10 protein-coding genes are annotated in these 15,018 nt (G+C 71.5%); 7 read left to right on the top strand and 3 right to left on the bottom strand.

The features are described 5' to 3' along the window. Nucleotides 1–8: 8 nt before the first annotated feature. On the bottom strand, nt 9–455 hold the full coding sequence (locus tag ACQP2P_RS00785; RefSeq protein WP_433082115.1) for an Lrp/AsnC family transcriptional regulator: 447 nt from the start codon (nt 453–455) through the stop codon (nt 9–11). A 185-nt stretch (nt 456–640) separates the two neighbouring features. Here ACQP2P_RS00785 and ACQP2P_RS00780 point away from each other — a divergent pair, with 185 nt between their 5' ends. Next, complete coding sequence (locus ACQP2P_RS00780; protein WP_350610253.1) at nt 641–868, top strand: BldC family transcriptional regulator; 228 nt, start codon at nt 641–643, stop codon at nt 866–868. Here the strand turns inward: ACQP2P_RS00780 and ACQP2P_RS00775 are convergent. After that, entirely contained in the window at nt 831–1,463 is a 633-nt protein-coding gene (locus tag ACQP2P_RS00775) for a UbiX family flavin prenyltransferase (protein ID WP_433612260.1), read from the bottom strand. The genes ACQP2P_RS00780 and ACQP2P_RS00775 overlap by 38 nt on opposite strands. 86 nt (nt 1,464–1,549) lie before the next feature. Between ACQP2P_RS00775 and ACQP2P_RS00770 the strand changes: the two genes are divergently transcribed. From ACQP2P_RS00770 to ACQP2P_RS00750, 5 genes are all read left to right on the top strand, one after another. Continuing rightward, on the top strand, nt 1,550–3,010 hold the full coding sequence (locus ACQP2P_RS00770) for a menaquinone biosynthesis decarboxylase (protein ID WP_433612258.1): 1,461 nt from the start codon (nt 1,550–1,552) through the stop codon (nt 3,008–3,010). After that, nucleotides 3,007–3,918: a menaquinone biosynthesis prenyltransferase MqnP gene (gene mqnP, locus ACQP2P_RS00765; RefSeq protein ID WP_433612256.1), complete on the top strand. Its 912-nt coding sequence runs from the start codon at nt 3,007–3,009 to the stop codon at nt 3,916–3,918. Before ACQP2P_RS00770 ends, mqnP begins: the two co-directional genes overlap by 4 nt. A gap of 746 nt (nt 3,919–4,664) precedes the next feature. Then, the gene (locus ACQP2P_RS00760; RefSeq protein ID WP_433612254.1) at nt 4,665–5,912 is read left to right on the top strand and encodes a glycosyltransferase 87 family protein; all 1,248 of its coding nucleotides are present in this window, start codon (nt 4,665–4,667) and stop codon (nt 5,910–5,912) included. 16 nt (nt 5,913–5,928) lie between these two features. Next, on the top strand, nt 5,929–6,411 hold the full coding sequence (locus ACQP2P_RS00755; RefSeq protein ID WP_433612252.1) for a PH domain-containing protein: 483 nt from the start codon (nt 5,929–5,931) through the stop codon (nt 6,409–6,411). Between the two features lie 457 nt (nt 6,412–6,868). Then, complete coding sequence (locus tag ACQP2P_RS00750; protein WP_433612250.1) at nt 6,869–8,302, top strand: mannosyltransferase family protein; 1,434 nt, start codon at nt 6,869–6,871, stop codon at nt 8,300–8,302. Between the two features lie 217 nt (nt 8,303–8,519). Here ACQP2P_RS00750 and ACQP2P_RS00745 read toward each other — a convergent pair whose 3' ends face one another. Beyond that, complete coding sequence (locus tag ACQP2P_RS00745; protein WP_433612248.1) at nt 8,520–10,556, bottom strand: SpoIIE family protein phosphatase; 2,037 nt, start codon at nt 10,554–10,556, stop codon at nt 8,520–8,522. A gap of 92 nt (nt 10,557–10,648) precedes the next feature. Between ACQP2P_RS00745 and ACQP2P_RS00740 the strand changes: the two genes are divergently transcribed. Continuing rightward, on the top strand, nt 10,649–15,010 hold the full coding sequence (locus ACQP2P_RS00740; RefSeq protein ID WP_433612246.1) for a HAMP domain-containing protein: 4,362 nt from the start codon (nt 10,649–10,651) through the stop codon (nt 15,008–15,010). Nucleotides 15,011–15,018: the final 8 nt, after the last annotated feature.

Raw genomic sequence — 15,018 nt, 5'->3', positions numbered from 1 at the left:
GGATTCGTTCAGCCGGCCGGCCGGATCCGCCCCTCCCATTTCGTGGAAAGCGCGACGGTGGTGCGCGTCCGGGCCACGCCCTTGACGCGGTTCAGGTCCACGATGAGCCGTTCGAGATCACCTATCGTTTTCACCCGCGCCTTGCACAGAAACGATTCCTCGCCGGCCATGAAGTAACACGACTCGATCTCCTCGCGTTCGCGCAGGGCATCGAGAACGGCGTCGGTGTCACCGCTGCTGTCCTGCACGATTCCGATCACGGCGGTCAGCGGCAGGCCCAGCGTCTCGGGCTCGACCTCGGCCCGGTAGCCGCGGATGACGCCGGAGGACTCGAGCTTGCCGACGCGCTCGTGCACGGCCGGGGCGGAGAGGCCGACCTTGCGGGCGAGCTCCGCATATGGAAGCCGGGCGTTGTCCCGCAGGAGGTCGATGAGTTGTCGGTCGATCGCATCCATCGCGACAAGCCTAACGGTCCGGCTTTTAACACAGCTAAATACCCAGAAGTGCGTTTTCCTCGTTTCCCGGACACGGCACGTGAGCGGTGCTGTAATGGGCGTACATCCCAGGATGACTCGCGCTTTCAGACTCGCAGCATGGGGGTGCGCGAGCCCGGCGAGCCACCCAGGGTAAAGGAGGGGCCGTGGAGACGGGAGATCGTCTGCTGACGCCCGGTGAGGTCGCTGCCTTGTTTCGCGTCGATCCGAAGACGGTGACACGTTGGGCCGCGGCCGGCCGGATCAGCAGCATCCGAACCCCGGGTGGACACCGGCGGTTCCGGGAATCCGAGGTGAGGGCGTTGCTCGAAGGGGATGACGCTCTTGATGACACCTCTAACGGGAATGGCCGAGCTCACCCGACCAACGAGTGAACAGGCTGTGCGATACGGCGACGGCGTCGAGAACTTTGCCGGCGACGAAATCGACCAGCTGAGCGGCCGTGGCCGCGGCACCGGCGGCATAGAAGCCGGGGCTCGCGGGCAGGATCACCGCACCCGCGTCGTGTAAGGCGATGAGGTGCTCCAGGTGACTGCGTGTCACCGGGGTCTCTCGTGGCACGACCACGACCGGGCGGCGTTCCTTGAGGTTCACCTCGGCGGCGCGCTGAAGGAGGTCCTTGGACAATCCGATGGCGATACCGGCACACGCGGCCGTGCTCGCCGGCACCACCAGCATGCCCTTGACCGGGTATGAACCGCTGCTCGGCCCGGCCGCAAGGTCACCGGCCGGCCAGTAGGCGACGTCGGCGCTCTCCAGCGACCGGCCGAGCCAGGCGGCGAGATCGTCCTTCCAGTGCGCGTCCCGGAAGGACACTCGGGTCTCGTCGAGGATCGTGAGCCGTGCCGCACGGGAGACGACGAGGTCGACGGCCTCGCCGGCGTCGAACAACGCCCGGAGCACGGCCGCCGCATACGGTGTGCCGGACGCCCCGGACACCCCGACGACCCACGGGCTGCGCTGATACACGCGACAACTCTGCCACGACGGCCCCGAAAGGCCGGGCAGGGAGGGGCGCCGACGAAAATGTCGTACCCGGTTGCGAGGATGCAGGCATGGCTCGCGGATTTCCCTATGCAGACCTCAACGAGTTTTTGGCCGCCCTGCAGAAGGCGGGAGAGCTGCATCGGGTCGCGGCGCCGGTCGACCCGCACCTGGAGATCAGCGAGATCGTCACCCGCACCGTGCGGGCCGGCGGTCCCGCCCTGCTCTTCGACAAGCCGACCCGCGGCGACATGCCGGTGGCGATCAACCTGTTCGGCACCGAGCGGCGCACGGCGATGGCGCTCGGCGTCGAGCACCTCGACGAGGTCGGGGCGCGCATCGGCGAGCTGGTCAAGCCCGAGCTGCCGGTCGGCTGGGCGGGCATCCGCGACGGCATCGGCAAGCTCATGCAGCTCAAGTCGGTGCCGCCCAAGCACGTCAAGACCGCGCCCTGCCAGGAGGTCGTCTACAAGGACGACCAGGTCGACCTCAACCGGCTGCCCGGCCTGCAGGTGTGGCCCGACGACGGTGGGATCTACCACAACTTCGGCCTGACCCACACCCGGCACCCGGAGACCGGCAAGCGCAACCTCGGGCTCTACCGCCTCCAGCAGCACAGCCACAACACGATCGGCATGCACTGGCAGATCCACAAGGACTCCACGGCGCACCACGCGGTCGCGGAGCGGCTCGGCCGGCGGCTGCCGGTGGCGGTCGCGATCGGGGCGGACCCCGTGGTCTGCTACACCGCGAGCGCCCCGCTGCCCTCCGACATCGACGAATACCTGTTCGCGGGCTTCCTGCGCGGCGAGCGGGTCGAGATGGTCGACTGCCTCACGGTGCCGCTGCAGGTGCCGGCCAACGCGCAGATCGTGCTGGAGGGCTATCTCGAGCCCGGCGAGCGGCTCCCCGAGGGCCCGTTCGGCGACCACACCGGCTTCTACACGCCGGTCGAGGACTTTCCGGTGCTGCACGTGACGTGCATGACGACCCGGAAGCAGCCGATCTACCACTCGATCATCACGTCGAAGCCGCCGCAGGAGGACCACGGCCTGGGCAAGGCGACCGAGCGCATCTTCCTGCCGCTGCTCAAGCTGCTGATCCCGGACATCGTGGACTACGACCTGCCGGCCGCCGGGGTGTTCCACAACTGCGTGATCGTCTCCATCCGCAAGCGATACCCGAAGCACGCGCAGAAGGTGATGAGCGCCGTCTGGGGTGCCCACCTGCTGTCGCTGTCCAAGCTCATCGTGGTCGTCGACGACGACTGCGACGTGCACGACTACGCCGAGGTCGCCTTCCGCGCGTTCGGCAACGTCGACTACAAGCACGACCTGCTGCTGACCGAGGGCCCCGTCGACCACCTCGACCACGCGTCCTACCAGCAGTTCTGGGGCGGCAAGGCGGGGCTGGACGCCACGCGCAAGACGCCGGCCGAGGGCTACCATCGCGGCTGGCCGGAAGAGATGATCATGTCCCCCGATGTCGTGGCGCGGGTCGACAAGCGCTGGAGAGAGTATGGGTTCAAGTGACGATCGCTGAGGCACCTCCGAGCCGGGTCAAGGCGTTCCTGCGGCTGGTCGCGATCGAGCACTCGGTGTTCGCGCTGCCGTTCGCCTACCTGGCCGCACTGACGGTGATGACCACCACCGGCGGCGACCGGCCCCGCATCGGCTGGCTCGACCTGCTGCTGGTCACGATCGCGATGGTCGGCGCGCGCACGTTCGCGATGGCCGCCAACCGGATCATCGACCGGCACATCGACGCGCGAAACCCGCGCACGGCCCGGCGCGAGCTCGTGACCGGCTCGGTGAGCGTGCGCACGGCGTGGACGGGCGCGATCGTCGCCATCGTCGTGTTCCTGGGGGCCGCGGCCCTGCTCAACCCCCTCTGCCTCGCCCTGGCGCCGCTGGCGGTGGTGCCCCTGATCGTCTACCCCTACGGCAAACGCTTCACCAACTGGCCCCACGCCATCCTGGGCATCGCGCAGCTGGTCGGGCCGGTCGGCGCCTGGCTCGCGGTCACGGGCGACCTGCGCGGCTCCGGCCCGGCGTGGGTGCTCGGCGTCGCGGTCGGGCTCTGGATCGGCGGCTTCGACCTGATCTACGCGTGCCAGGACACCGAGATCGACCGGGAGATCGGCGTGCACTCGGTGCCGGCCCGCTTCGGCGTGCCCTTCGCCCTGCGGCTGTCCAGCATCGCCCACGTCGTCACGTTCGGCCTGTTCGTCTGGTTCGGCCAGCTCGTCGGCCTCGGCTGGCTGTGGTGGATCGGCCTCGCGATCACGGCCCTGGCCTTCGTCTACGAGCACGCGATCGTGCGCCCGAGCGACCTGTCCCGCGTGAACCGCGCCTTCTTCACGGCGAACGGGTTCGTGGGGATCGCCCTGTTCGTGTTCGCGCTGCTCGACCTCGTGGTCCGCGGCGGGCTACGAATCTGACGATGGGCGCCTCTACGATGCCGCAGATGGCCGACGACCCCGAGGACCGCTCGAGCACCCACGCGTCCCCCGCACGGGCCGAGGCGTCCGCTGGACGACCGTCGTCACCCGCGGAGTCGCTCGCCACCGCCCGGCTCGGGGCGTCCGCCGGGGGAACGTCGTCGGCCGCGGATTCGGCGTCCCCCGCACAGGCCGAGGCGTCCGCTGGAGGCCCCTCGCCGGCCGCGGAGCCGGCATCCCCCGCACAGGCCGCGGCATCCGCCGGAGGACCCTCGCCGGCCGCGGAGCCGGCATCATCCCCCGCACAGGCCGCGGCATCCGCCGGAGGACCCTCGTCGGGGGCCGCGGAGCCGGCGTCTCTCGCACGGCCCCGCACCGCCCCGGACGCGGCGGGGTCGCCCTCGGCCGCTGAGTCGCTTGCCGCCGCGACTCCCACGACCGCATCTCCCACGACCGCGTCCCCCGCAGCTTTGTCGCCCGCGACTGCGTCCTCTGCCGTTGTGTCGCCCGCGACTGCGTCCTCCGCCGCTGTGGCCGAACGGCTGCCGGCAGCGCTCACCCGGGCGACGGCCGACCAGACAGCGGGGCCGGGCCGGGCCACTGCGTCGGGGCCGAGCGGGGCGGCGGCGGGGCCGAGCGAGGCGGCGGCGTCAGGGCCAGGCCGGGCCACTGCGTCGGGGCCGAGCGGGGCGGCGGCGGGGTCGAGCGGGGCGGCAATGAGCGCGGTGGCCGACGGACGAGCGTCGGTGACAGCGGCGCCGGGCGACGAAGTGCTGACAAAGCGGACGAAGCCCACCGAACCGGACGAGCCGACGGGGCCCGAGGCCGGGACGGTGGCGGGCGGGGACCGGCCGTGGCGGCGGGCGTTGCTCGCCGGGTTCGGGATCTTCGCCGCGAGCAAGATCGCGCTCGCGGTCGTCACGGCGTTCGCGTGGATCGGGGAGAAGCGGCCCAACGTCACGGCGACGTACATCGCGGCGCAGTGGGCCTCACAGTGGGACTCGAAGTGGTTCATCGACATCGCCCAGCGCGGGTACTACCCGGATCCCGACAAGGCGCCCGCCGCCTTCTTCCCGATGTACCCGATGCTCATCCGCGCGCTCACCCCGCTCTGTCTCGGCAAGCCCTGGGTGGCCGCGCTGCTCGTCGCCAACCTCGCGTCGCTCGGGGCGCTGGTGGTGCTCTACCGGCTCGCCGAGCGCGAGCTCGATCGCGTCGTGGCCGGCCGCACGGTGCTCTACCTGGTGGCGTTCCCGACCGCGTTCTTCCTGACCGCGGGCTACAATGAGGGGCTGTTCATCGGGCTCATGCTCGCGTCGCTGTACTGCCTGCGCCAGCAGCGCTGGTGGTGGGCCGGCGTGTTCGGCGGGCTCGCGGTGTTCACTCGGTCCGCCGGGGTGCTGCTGGCGGCGGCGTTCGTGTGGGAGTACGTCCGCGTCAATCGCTTCAAACTGCGCAGTAGCGCGCTCGCGGTGCTGCTCATCCCGGTCGGGGTGGCCGGGGTCGTGGCGTTTTCGCTCAATGCGTACGGGGAGCCGTTCGCGTTCCTGAAGGCCCAGCGCTACTGGGGACGGCACCTGGACTGGCCGTGGGCGCCGGTCTGGCGCGGGTTCCAGTCGCTGCACAGCGGGTTCGGCCTGCGCTTCGGCTTCAGCGACCTGTGGGTGCACAACCTGCTGGAGCTGGCGACCGCGCTCGCGAGCATCGCGCTGCTCGTGCTGTGCTTCGTCGGGCCGTGGCGGCTGCGGCGCGACCAGTGGGTGCTGCCCCTGGTCGGCGTCGGGCTCACGCTGCTCATGATCAGCTTCCCGTCGTCGCACATGCCCTATCCGCTGTACTCGGCCTCGCGCTTCGGCCTCGAGGTCTTCCCGGCGTTCATGATCCTGGCGCGCATCGGGGCGCGGCCGTGGATCGATCGGATCGTGATCGCCCTCTTCTTCATGCTGCAGGCGATTCTGGCCGCTTACTTCGTGCGGGGCGGCTGGGTCGCGTAATCGTAGGGATGTGCGGATGCGCAGTGGTGCCTTCTCCGAGCAGCCCGCCGCCGATGAGCCGGACGGCCCCGAGCCGACGACCATGCGGTGGCGGGTCTCGCCCGGCTTCACGGCCCTCAAGTGCGCGGTCACGGTCGCGCTCGGACTCGGCGCCGCGTTCCTCGCCGACGACCGGCCGGCCCTGAGCGCGGCCATCGTCGCGACCGTCGTCGCCGGGGCCTACGCGCTGCGCGACCTCCTCGCGCCCGTGCGCCTCGCCGCCGACCCCGACGGCGTGACGGTCGTGTCGGGCTACGCGGGCCACCGCCGCCTGGCCTGGCCCGAGATCGAGCGCGTCCGCCTCGAGTCCCGCTCCCGCGCGGGCCTGCGCAGCGAGTTCCTGGAGATCGACACGGGCGACAACCTGCACCTGCTCAGCACGTACGACCTGAACGCCCGCCCCGCCGACGTCGCCGCCGCCCTGGACCGCATCCGAGCCGCCAGTGGCGCCACCGGCTGACCCGAGCCCGCCCCCGCCCCCGACTCCGGCTCCGTCGGCGGAGTCGCCGGGCGAGCCGAGCGCGGGAGACCCAGCGCTCAAGCCGAACGCGGCCGAGACAGCGCCGGCGACCCCGCCTGCCTCACCGCAGATAGCGCCAGCCTCGACGGCGGCGGCCAGGCCCAGCGGTGCGTCAGCGACGGCGGCGACGGTGGCCAAGCCGAGCGCAGCGTCAGCGGCGACGACGGCGGCCCAGCTGAGCGCAGCGACGACGACGACGGCCAAGCCGAGCGCAGCGCCGGCGGTGACGGCGGCGACGGCGAGCGCAGCGCCGGCGGTGACGACGGCGACCCCGGGCACAGCGGAGGCGGCGCGTCAGCCGAGTCGGAAGGCGCCCGGTCAGAGGCGGCCGACCAACGCCGATGGCGAGGCGGACGGGGCCGCCAGGCGGGCCGGGGATCGTCCTTGGCGGCGCGCGGTGCTGGTCGGCGGCGCGACCTTCGCCGCGAGCCGGGCCGGTCTCGCGGCCGTCTCCGTGTTCGCGTGGGTCGGCGACCAGCGGCCGCACCGGACGCCCGTCCAGGTCGCCCGGCTGTGGGCATCGCAGTGGGACTCCAAGTGGTTCGTCGCGATCGCCGAGCACGGCTACCAGCCCACGCCCGACGCCTCGCCCGCGGCCTTCTTCCCGCTCTACCCGCTGCTCATCCGAGCCTTCACGCCGCTGTGCGTGGGCCGGCCCTGGGTCGCGGCGCTGCTCGTCGCCAACGGGGCCCTGCTGGCCGCGCTCATCCTGTTGTACCGCCTCACAGACCTCGAACTCGGCCGAGCCGCCGCCGCACGGGCGACCTTCTACCTCGTCGCGTTCCCGACCGGCTTCTTCCTGAGCGCCGCCTACAACGAGGGCCTGTTCCTCGCGCTCATGCTGGCGACCGTGTACTGCCTGCGCCGCCGCCTCTGGTGGTCCGCCGGCGCGCTGGGCGCCCTGGCCGCGACGACCCGCTCGGCGGGGATCCTGCTCGCGGCGGCCTTCGCGTTCGAGTACGTGCGGGTCCACCGCGGCATCCCCGCCCTCCAGCACCTGCGGGCACGTCGCGGTATTTCCGCCTTCCGCTACGTACGGGTCCGCCGCGGCATCCCCGCCCTCCGGCACCTGCGGGCGCTCCGAGGTATCCCCGTCCTCCGGCGCCTGCGGGCGCTCCGCAGCATCCCCGCCCTGCCGCGCCTGCGGGCGCTCCGCCGCGTCCCCGCCTTCGGACACCAGCGGGTGCACCCCCGCGTCCCCGGTCTCGGACACCAGCGGGTGCACCCCCGCATCCCCGGTCTCGGACACCAGCGGGTGCACCGCGGCGTCCCTGCCTTCCAGCCCAAGGGCGCCGGAAATCTCCGCCGCTGGTCCGAATTATGCGCATTTATCGTCATCCCTTCCGGGCTCGGCGCGGTGATGCTCGTGAACCTGAAGGCGTACGGTGACCCGCTCGCGTTCTCCCACACCCAGGCCGCGCACTGGGGCCGCCATCTGACCTGGCCCTGGGTCGCGCCCATCAACGCCGCCCGGCACGCCGGTCCGTGGTTCACGGAGATCTGGGCCCACAACGTCCTCGAGCTCGCCACGGTCGCGACCCTCGCCGTGTTGCTGATCCCCTGGTTGCGCCGAGGATGGGACCGGGCAATCTTTCCGCTGCTCGGGCTGGCGCTGGTGGTGTTCATGGTGAGCTTTCCCAGCCGGTACACGAGCGATATCCCGTATCCGCTCTACTCCGCTTCCCGCATCGGGCTGGAGGTGTTCCCCGCGTTCATGGCGCTCGGCGCGCTCGGGAGGCGCCCATGGCTCGACCGCGCGGTGCTCGCCACGTTCCTGAGCACCCAGGGAGTGCTCGCCGCCTACTTCCTGCACTCCGGCTGGGTGGCCTGAACGACGACGGCCCGACAAAACGCCACGAGTCGCTCAAAAACCACGAAAGCGGAATAACGCCACAGAGCGGGCCGCGCGGGTGCCAGGGGCGCGGGTGCAAAAGGGCCGCGCGGGCACCGAGGACCGCGGACGCAGAGGGATCGCGCGGGCAAAAAGCGCCGCGGGCGAGGCGGGCAAGGCGGGCGAGGCGGCAAGGCGGGGCTGCGCGGGGGAAGCGTCAGGCGTCGTTACGAACCGCGAAGATGGCGATGTCATCACGCGGGATCTCCGGCGAATAGCTCAGCGTCCGCGCCCGCAGCCGCGCCGCCACCACATCCGCCGGGAAGCCGGCCAGATTCGCCGCCTCCTCGCGCAGCCGGTCAACCCCGAACAGGTCGACGCCGCGCCGCCGCTCGGTCACCCCGTCGGTGAAGAAGATCAGGGTGTCGCCGGGGTCGAGCAGGACCTGGCTGCGCGGGGTGTTGATGGTGTCGAGCAAGCCCAGGGCGGTGCCGCAGGCGCCGACGAGCTCCGTGCTGCCGTCCGCGCGCAGCAGAACCGGCTGGTCGTGCCCGGCGAGGTGGAGCGTCACGTCGAGCCGGTTGTCCCCGCGGCGCAGGATCTGGGCCAGGCAGAGCGTGCAGAACCGCCCGCCGCCGCGCTCGAGGAGGGTGTCGTTGAGCCGTACGAGCACCTCGGGCAGCGGCCGCCCGTCGCGGACGAGGACCCGGGTCACGTCGCGGACCAGGCCGGTCACGGTCGCGGCCTGCACGCCCTTGCCGGAGACGTCGCCGACGACGACCATCCAGCGGCGGGCGGAGAGCGACACCACGTCGTAGAAGTCGCCGCCGACGTCGACGCCCTCGCCCGTGGGCACGTACTCGGCGCCGAACTCGACCCCGTCGGCCTTCGGCAGCTGGGGCGGCAGCAGCGAGCGCTGGAGGGTCTGGGCCACGCGGCGGCGCTCGGCGTGGATGTTGGCGTTGTCGATGGCGAGCGCCGCGCGGCGGGCCACGTCCTCGACGACGGCCACCTCCTCGGCGCGCTGCCAGGTGTCGCCCTTGCCGCCGACCGCCAGCGTCCCGAGGTGCTGGTTGCGGGCGATGAGCGCGACGATGTAGCCCTCCAGGGGCGCACCGAGCGGCACCACGGCGTCGGTCGCCATCGCCTCCTTGAGCTGCGGCGCGGCCTGGGCGAGGGCGTCGAGGAGGCCGGCGACCTGGGACTCGTCGGCGTGCGTGGCCGCGGCCAGGCGCAGCTCGCCCCCGGCGTCCGCGGAGTGGATGGCGCACCACTGCCCGAGCCGCGGTACCACCAGCCGCGGGATCAGCGCCAGCGTGAGCTCGACGTCGAGGGACTGGGCCAGCAGCTCGCTCGCGTCGGCGAGGAACGTCAGCCAGGTCCGGCGCTCGGCGTCGGCGCGGCGCAGCCGGTGGTTCTCGACCAGCAGCGTGAGCCGGTCGGCGGCCAGGGCGATGAGCGGCCGCGCGTAGGGGCTGCTCCCGCCCCCGGCCACGAGCAGCTCGGCGCGCCACGGGCGGGCCACGCGCAGCGGTACCCGGCGGCCAAACCCGCCGCCGGCCGACTGGGTCTGGACCGACGCGGCCGGTGTCGCCTGACGGCCGCCGCCGGCCGACTGGGTATCGACCGACGTGGCCTGCGTCGCCTGACTGCCGATGCCGCCGCCGAGGCGCCCGTAGGCCGTGACGGTGTGCGGCCCGTCGCCCTCGTCCACGGTGAGCGCCGCGCCCTGGGCCCCGATCGCCCGGCACAGCCGCTGCAGCAGCTCCTCGGCCAGCTCCTCCAGCGAGACTCCGGTGCCGGACCAGATCAGCGAGTCCACGGCGGAGGGCAGGTCGAACGAGGGCACGTCGAGGCGATCGGCCGGCGTGACGTCGAGGCGGAACCAGACGCCCTTGCCGCCGGTGAAGTGCACGGTGCCCCAGGCCGTGGCCATCTGCTCGACGAGGAGCAGGCCGCGCCCGCGCTCGGGCAGCTCGCCGCCGGTCTCCGAAGACCTGGGCGTGACGACGCCCGGGCTGAAGTCGAGCACGGCGACGGTGAGCGAGGTGTCGCTCGCGGTGATCTCGAGGTCGACCTCGGTCCCGGCGTGCACGACGCTGTTGGTCGTAAGCTCGGTGACGAGCAGCAACGCCTCGTCGAGCACCGGGACAAGGTCCCGTTCGTGCGCGATCGTCCGGATCGCCTCGCGGGCCAGACCGGGAGAGCTATGGTCGGCCGGGAGCCTGAGCCTCCGGACGGTCTGGGTTGTCACATCTCGCAGTCTCCACTGAACGGTGGTAACAATCCAACCTGAAGGACGACGATGGGTGGACGCCGCCTGCCCCCGAGACCGGTGGAGACGCCATGACCACAGTCGACGAAGTCACCCGGAAGAGTCCGGAAACGCTGCTCCTGGAGGAGCTGTCCAAGGCGCTGGACCAGATGCTGTCCGGCAATCTGAAGATCAGGCTGAGCCGCCGCGACGGGCTGCCGGGCGAGGTGGTCGAGCGCTTCAACCGGCTCGCCGAGACCAAGCAGCGCCAGAATCGCGAGCTGCTGCGGATCAGCCGGGTCGTCGGCCGCGAGGGCCGGATGACCGAGCGGCTCGACGAGGAGGGCTTCGAGGGGTCGTGGCTCGACCACATCCGCGCGGTCAACTCGCTCATCGATGACCTCGGCCGCCCGACCACCGAGATCGCCCGCGTGATCGTGGCGGTCGCCGAGGGCGACCTGTCGCAGCAGCTGGCCCTGGAGATCGACGGGCGGCCGCTGCGGGGCGAGTTCCTCACCATCGGCCGCACCGTGAACACGATGGTCGACCAGCTCTCGTCGTTCGCCGACGAGGTCACGCGCGTGGCCCGCGAGGTCGGCACCGAGGGCAAGCTGGGCGGCCAGGCCCAGGTCACCGGCGTCGCCGGCACCTGGCGCGACCTCACGGACTCGGTGAACTCGATGGCCGCCAACCTCACGGGGCAGGTGCGGTCGATCTCGGCGGCGGCGACGGCGGTGGCCCGCGGCGACCTGTCGCAGAAGATCACGGTGAGCGCGAAGGGCGAGATCGCCGAGCTGTCGGAGACGATCAACTCGCTGGTCGACACGCTGCGGATCTTCGCCGAGCAGGTGACCCGGGTGGCCCGCGAGGTCGGCACCGAGGGCAACCTGGGCGGTCAGGCGGAGGTGCCCGGCGTGGCCGGCACCTGGAAGGACCTGACCGACAACGTCAACTCGATGGCGTCCAACCTGACCAGCCAGGTCCGCAACATCGCCCAGGTCGCGACCGCGGTGGCCCGCGGCGACCTCTCGCAGAAGATCACGGTGGCCGCCCAGGGCGAGATCCTGGAGCTCAAGGACACCGTGAACACGATGGTCGACCAGCTGTCCTCCTTCGCCGACGAGGTCACCCGCGTGGCCCGCGAGGTCGGCACCGAAGGCAAGCTCGGCGGCCAGGCCCAGGTCACCGGCGTCGCCGGCACCTGGCGCGACCTCACCGACAACGTCAACTTCATGGCGTCCAACCTGACCAGCCAGGTCCGCAACATCGCCCAGGTGTCCACGGCGGTCGCTCGGGGCGACCTGTCGCAGAAGATCACGGTCGACGCCCGCGGCGAGATCCTGGAGCTCAAGAGCACCGTCAACACCATGGTCGACCAGCTGTCCTCGTTCGCCGACGAGGTCACCCGCGTGGCCCGCGAGGTCGGCACCGAAGGCAAGCTCGGCGGCCAGGCCCAGGTCACCGGCGTCGCCGGCACCTGGCGCGACCTCACCGACAACGTCAACTTCATGGCGTCCAACCTGACCAGCCAGGTCCGCAACATCGCCCAGGTCGCGACCGCGGTGGCCCGCGGCGACCTCTCGCAGAAGATCACGGTCGACGCCCGCGGCGAGATCCTGGAGCTCAAGAGCACCGTCAACACCATGGTCGACCAGCTGTCCTCGTTCGCCGACGAGGTCACCCGCGTGGCCCGCGAGGTCGGCACCGAAGGCAAGCTCGGCGGCCAGGCCCAGGTGCGCGGGGTGGCCGGCACCTGGCGCGACCTGACCGACAACGTGAACTTCATGGGCTCGAACCTCACCGCCCAGGTCCGCAACATCTCGCAGGTCGCGACGGCCGTGGCCCGGGGCGACCTGTCGCAGAAGATCACGGTCGACGCCCAGGGCGAGATCCTGGAGCTGAAGTCGACGGTGAACACGATGGTCGACCAGCTGTCCTCGTTCGCCGACGAGGTCACCCGCGTGGCCCGCGAGGTCGGCACCGAGGGCAAGCTGGGCGGTCAGGCCCAGGTGAAGGGCGTCTCCGGCACCTGGCGGGACCTCACCGACAACGTCAACTCGATGGCGTCCAACCTGACGAGCCAGGTCCGCAACATCGCCCAGGTGACGACGGCTGTGGCCCGCGGCGACCTGTCGCAGAAGATCACGGTCGACGCGCACGGCGAGATCCTGGAGCTCAAGAGCACCGTCAACACCATGGTCGACCAGCTGTCCTCGTTCGCCGACGAGGTCACCCGTGTGGCCCGCGAGGTCGGCTCGGAGGGCAAGCTGGGCGGTCAGGCCCAGGTGAAGGGCGTCTCCGGCACCTGGCGGGACCTCACCGAGAACGTGAACCAGCTCGCCTCGACGCTGACCACGCAGCTGCGCGCCATCTCGCAGGTGTCCACCGCGGTGACCCGGGGCGACCTGACCCAGCGGATCGCGGTCGAGGCGCTCGGCGAGGTGGCCGAGCTCAAGGACAACATCAACCAGATGATCGTCACGCTCCGCGAGACCACGAAGAAGAACGCGGAGCAGGGCTGGCTGGACTCCAACCTGGCCCGCGTCGGCGGCCTGCTGCAGGGCCAGCGCGACCTCGGCGAGGTCTGCCGCATGATCATGGCCGAGGTGACGCCCCTGGTCGACGCCCAGATCGGCGCGTTCTTCCTGTCCGGCGCCGACCCTGAGATCGGGCTGCGGCTGCGCCTCGAGGCCTCGTACGGCTACGTCGCCCCCGGCGCCGACATCAGCTTCGCGCCCGGCGAGGGCCTCATCGGCCAGGCTTCGCTGTCCCGCCGGGCGATCCGTGTGCAGGCCGCGCCCGAGGCGCGCCTGCGGGTGCGCTCGGGCGTGACCGAGACGGCCCCGGCCGACCTCGTCGTGCTGCCGGTGCTCTTCGAGGGCGAGCCGCTCGGCGTGATCGAGTTCGGCAGCGTCTCGCCGTTCAGCGACCTGCACCTGTCCTTCCTCGACCGGCTCGTGGTCACCATCGGCGTGGCGCTCAAGACGATCCTGGCCAACCGGCGCACGGAGGAGCTGCAGGACCAGTCGGCCGAGCTGCAGCGGACCAACGCCGAGCTGGAGGAGAAGGCGACGCTGCTGTCGGAGCAGAAGGGCAACATCGAGAAGCAGAACCGCGAGATCGAGATGGCGCGGCTCGGCCTGGAGGAGAAGGCACAGCAGCTCGCGCAGGCGTCGCAGTACAAGTCGGAGTTCCTGGCCAACATGAGCCACGAGCTGCGGACCCCGCTCAACTCCATGCTGCTGCTGTCGCGGCTGCTGGCCGACAACCCGGACGCGAACCTGACCGCGCGGCAGATCGAGTTCGCGGCGACCATCCACAACGCCGGCTCGGACCTGCTCGCGCTCATCGACGACATCCTCGACCTGTCCAAGATCGAGGCGGGCCGGATGGACGTGGAGCCGGGCGAGGTCTCGTTCGAGGAGATCCGGGCGTACGTCGAGCAGGCCTTCGCCCCGCAGGCCGAGGACAAGGGCCTGGAGTTCACCGTCGTCGCCGACCCCTCGCTGCCGCCCGCGATCGTCACCGACCCGCAGCGGCTCCAGCAGATCCTGCGCAACCTGGTCTCCAACGCCGTCAAGTTCACCGACCACGGCACGGTGACGCTGGCCATGGGGGTCGCCCCGGCCGACCTGGAGTTCCAGGCGCCGACGCTCGCCGGTGCCCGCCGGGTGATCCAGTTCGCCGTCTCCGACACCGGCATCGGCATCTCGGACGACAAGGTGGCGCTCATCTTCGAGGCGTTCCAGCAGGCGGACGGGACGACCAGCCGGAAGTACGGCGGAACCGGCCTCGGCCTGTCGATCAGCCGCGAGCTCGCCCGCCTGCTCGGCGGCGCGATCGGGGTGACCTCGCAGGTCGGGCACGGGGCGACGTTCACGCTCTACCTGCCCGACGTCATCGCGACCGAGGTCACGCCGACCCTGCACCAGCAGCTGCACCAGTCGCTGTCGACCCAGCCGCAGGCGCTGCCGCCGGCGAACCGCCCGCTGCCCTCGGCCCCGCCGATGCTGCGCTCGTTGCCGTCGGCGGAGCGCCGCTCGACCACCGCCGCGGCCCACCAGCTCGACGGCGCCACCGTGCTCATCGTCGACGACGACGTGCGCAACGTCTTCGCCCTGACCAGCGCGCTGGAGCTGCACGGGATGACGGTGCTCTACGCGGACAACGGCGCCGACGGCGTGCGCATCCTCTCCGAGCACCCCGACGTCGACATCGTGCTGATGGACGCGATGATGCCCGACCAGGACGGCAACGAGACGACCCGCGCGATCCGCCGCAACCGCCGCTTCGCGGAGCTGCCGGTGGTGTTCCTGACCGCCAAGGCGATGCCGGGCGACCGCGAGTCGTCCCTCGCCGCGGGGGCCAGCGACTACATCACCAAGCCGGTGGACCTGGACGAGCTGCTCGACGTCATGGCCGCCTGGGTGAACGGGGAGGGCCGGGCCGTCTGAGGCCGGTA

The organism is Dactylosporangium sp. CA-139114 (assembly GCF_050955725.1).
Classification (GTDB): domain Bacteria; phylum Actinomycetota; class Actinomycetes; order Mycobacteriales; family Micromonosporaceae; genus Dactylosporangium.
The sequence above is the reverse complement of the archived record's forward strand: the minus strand, read 5'-3'. Positions and strand labels throughout refer to the sequence as shown.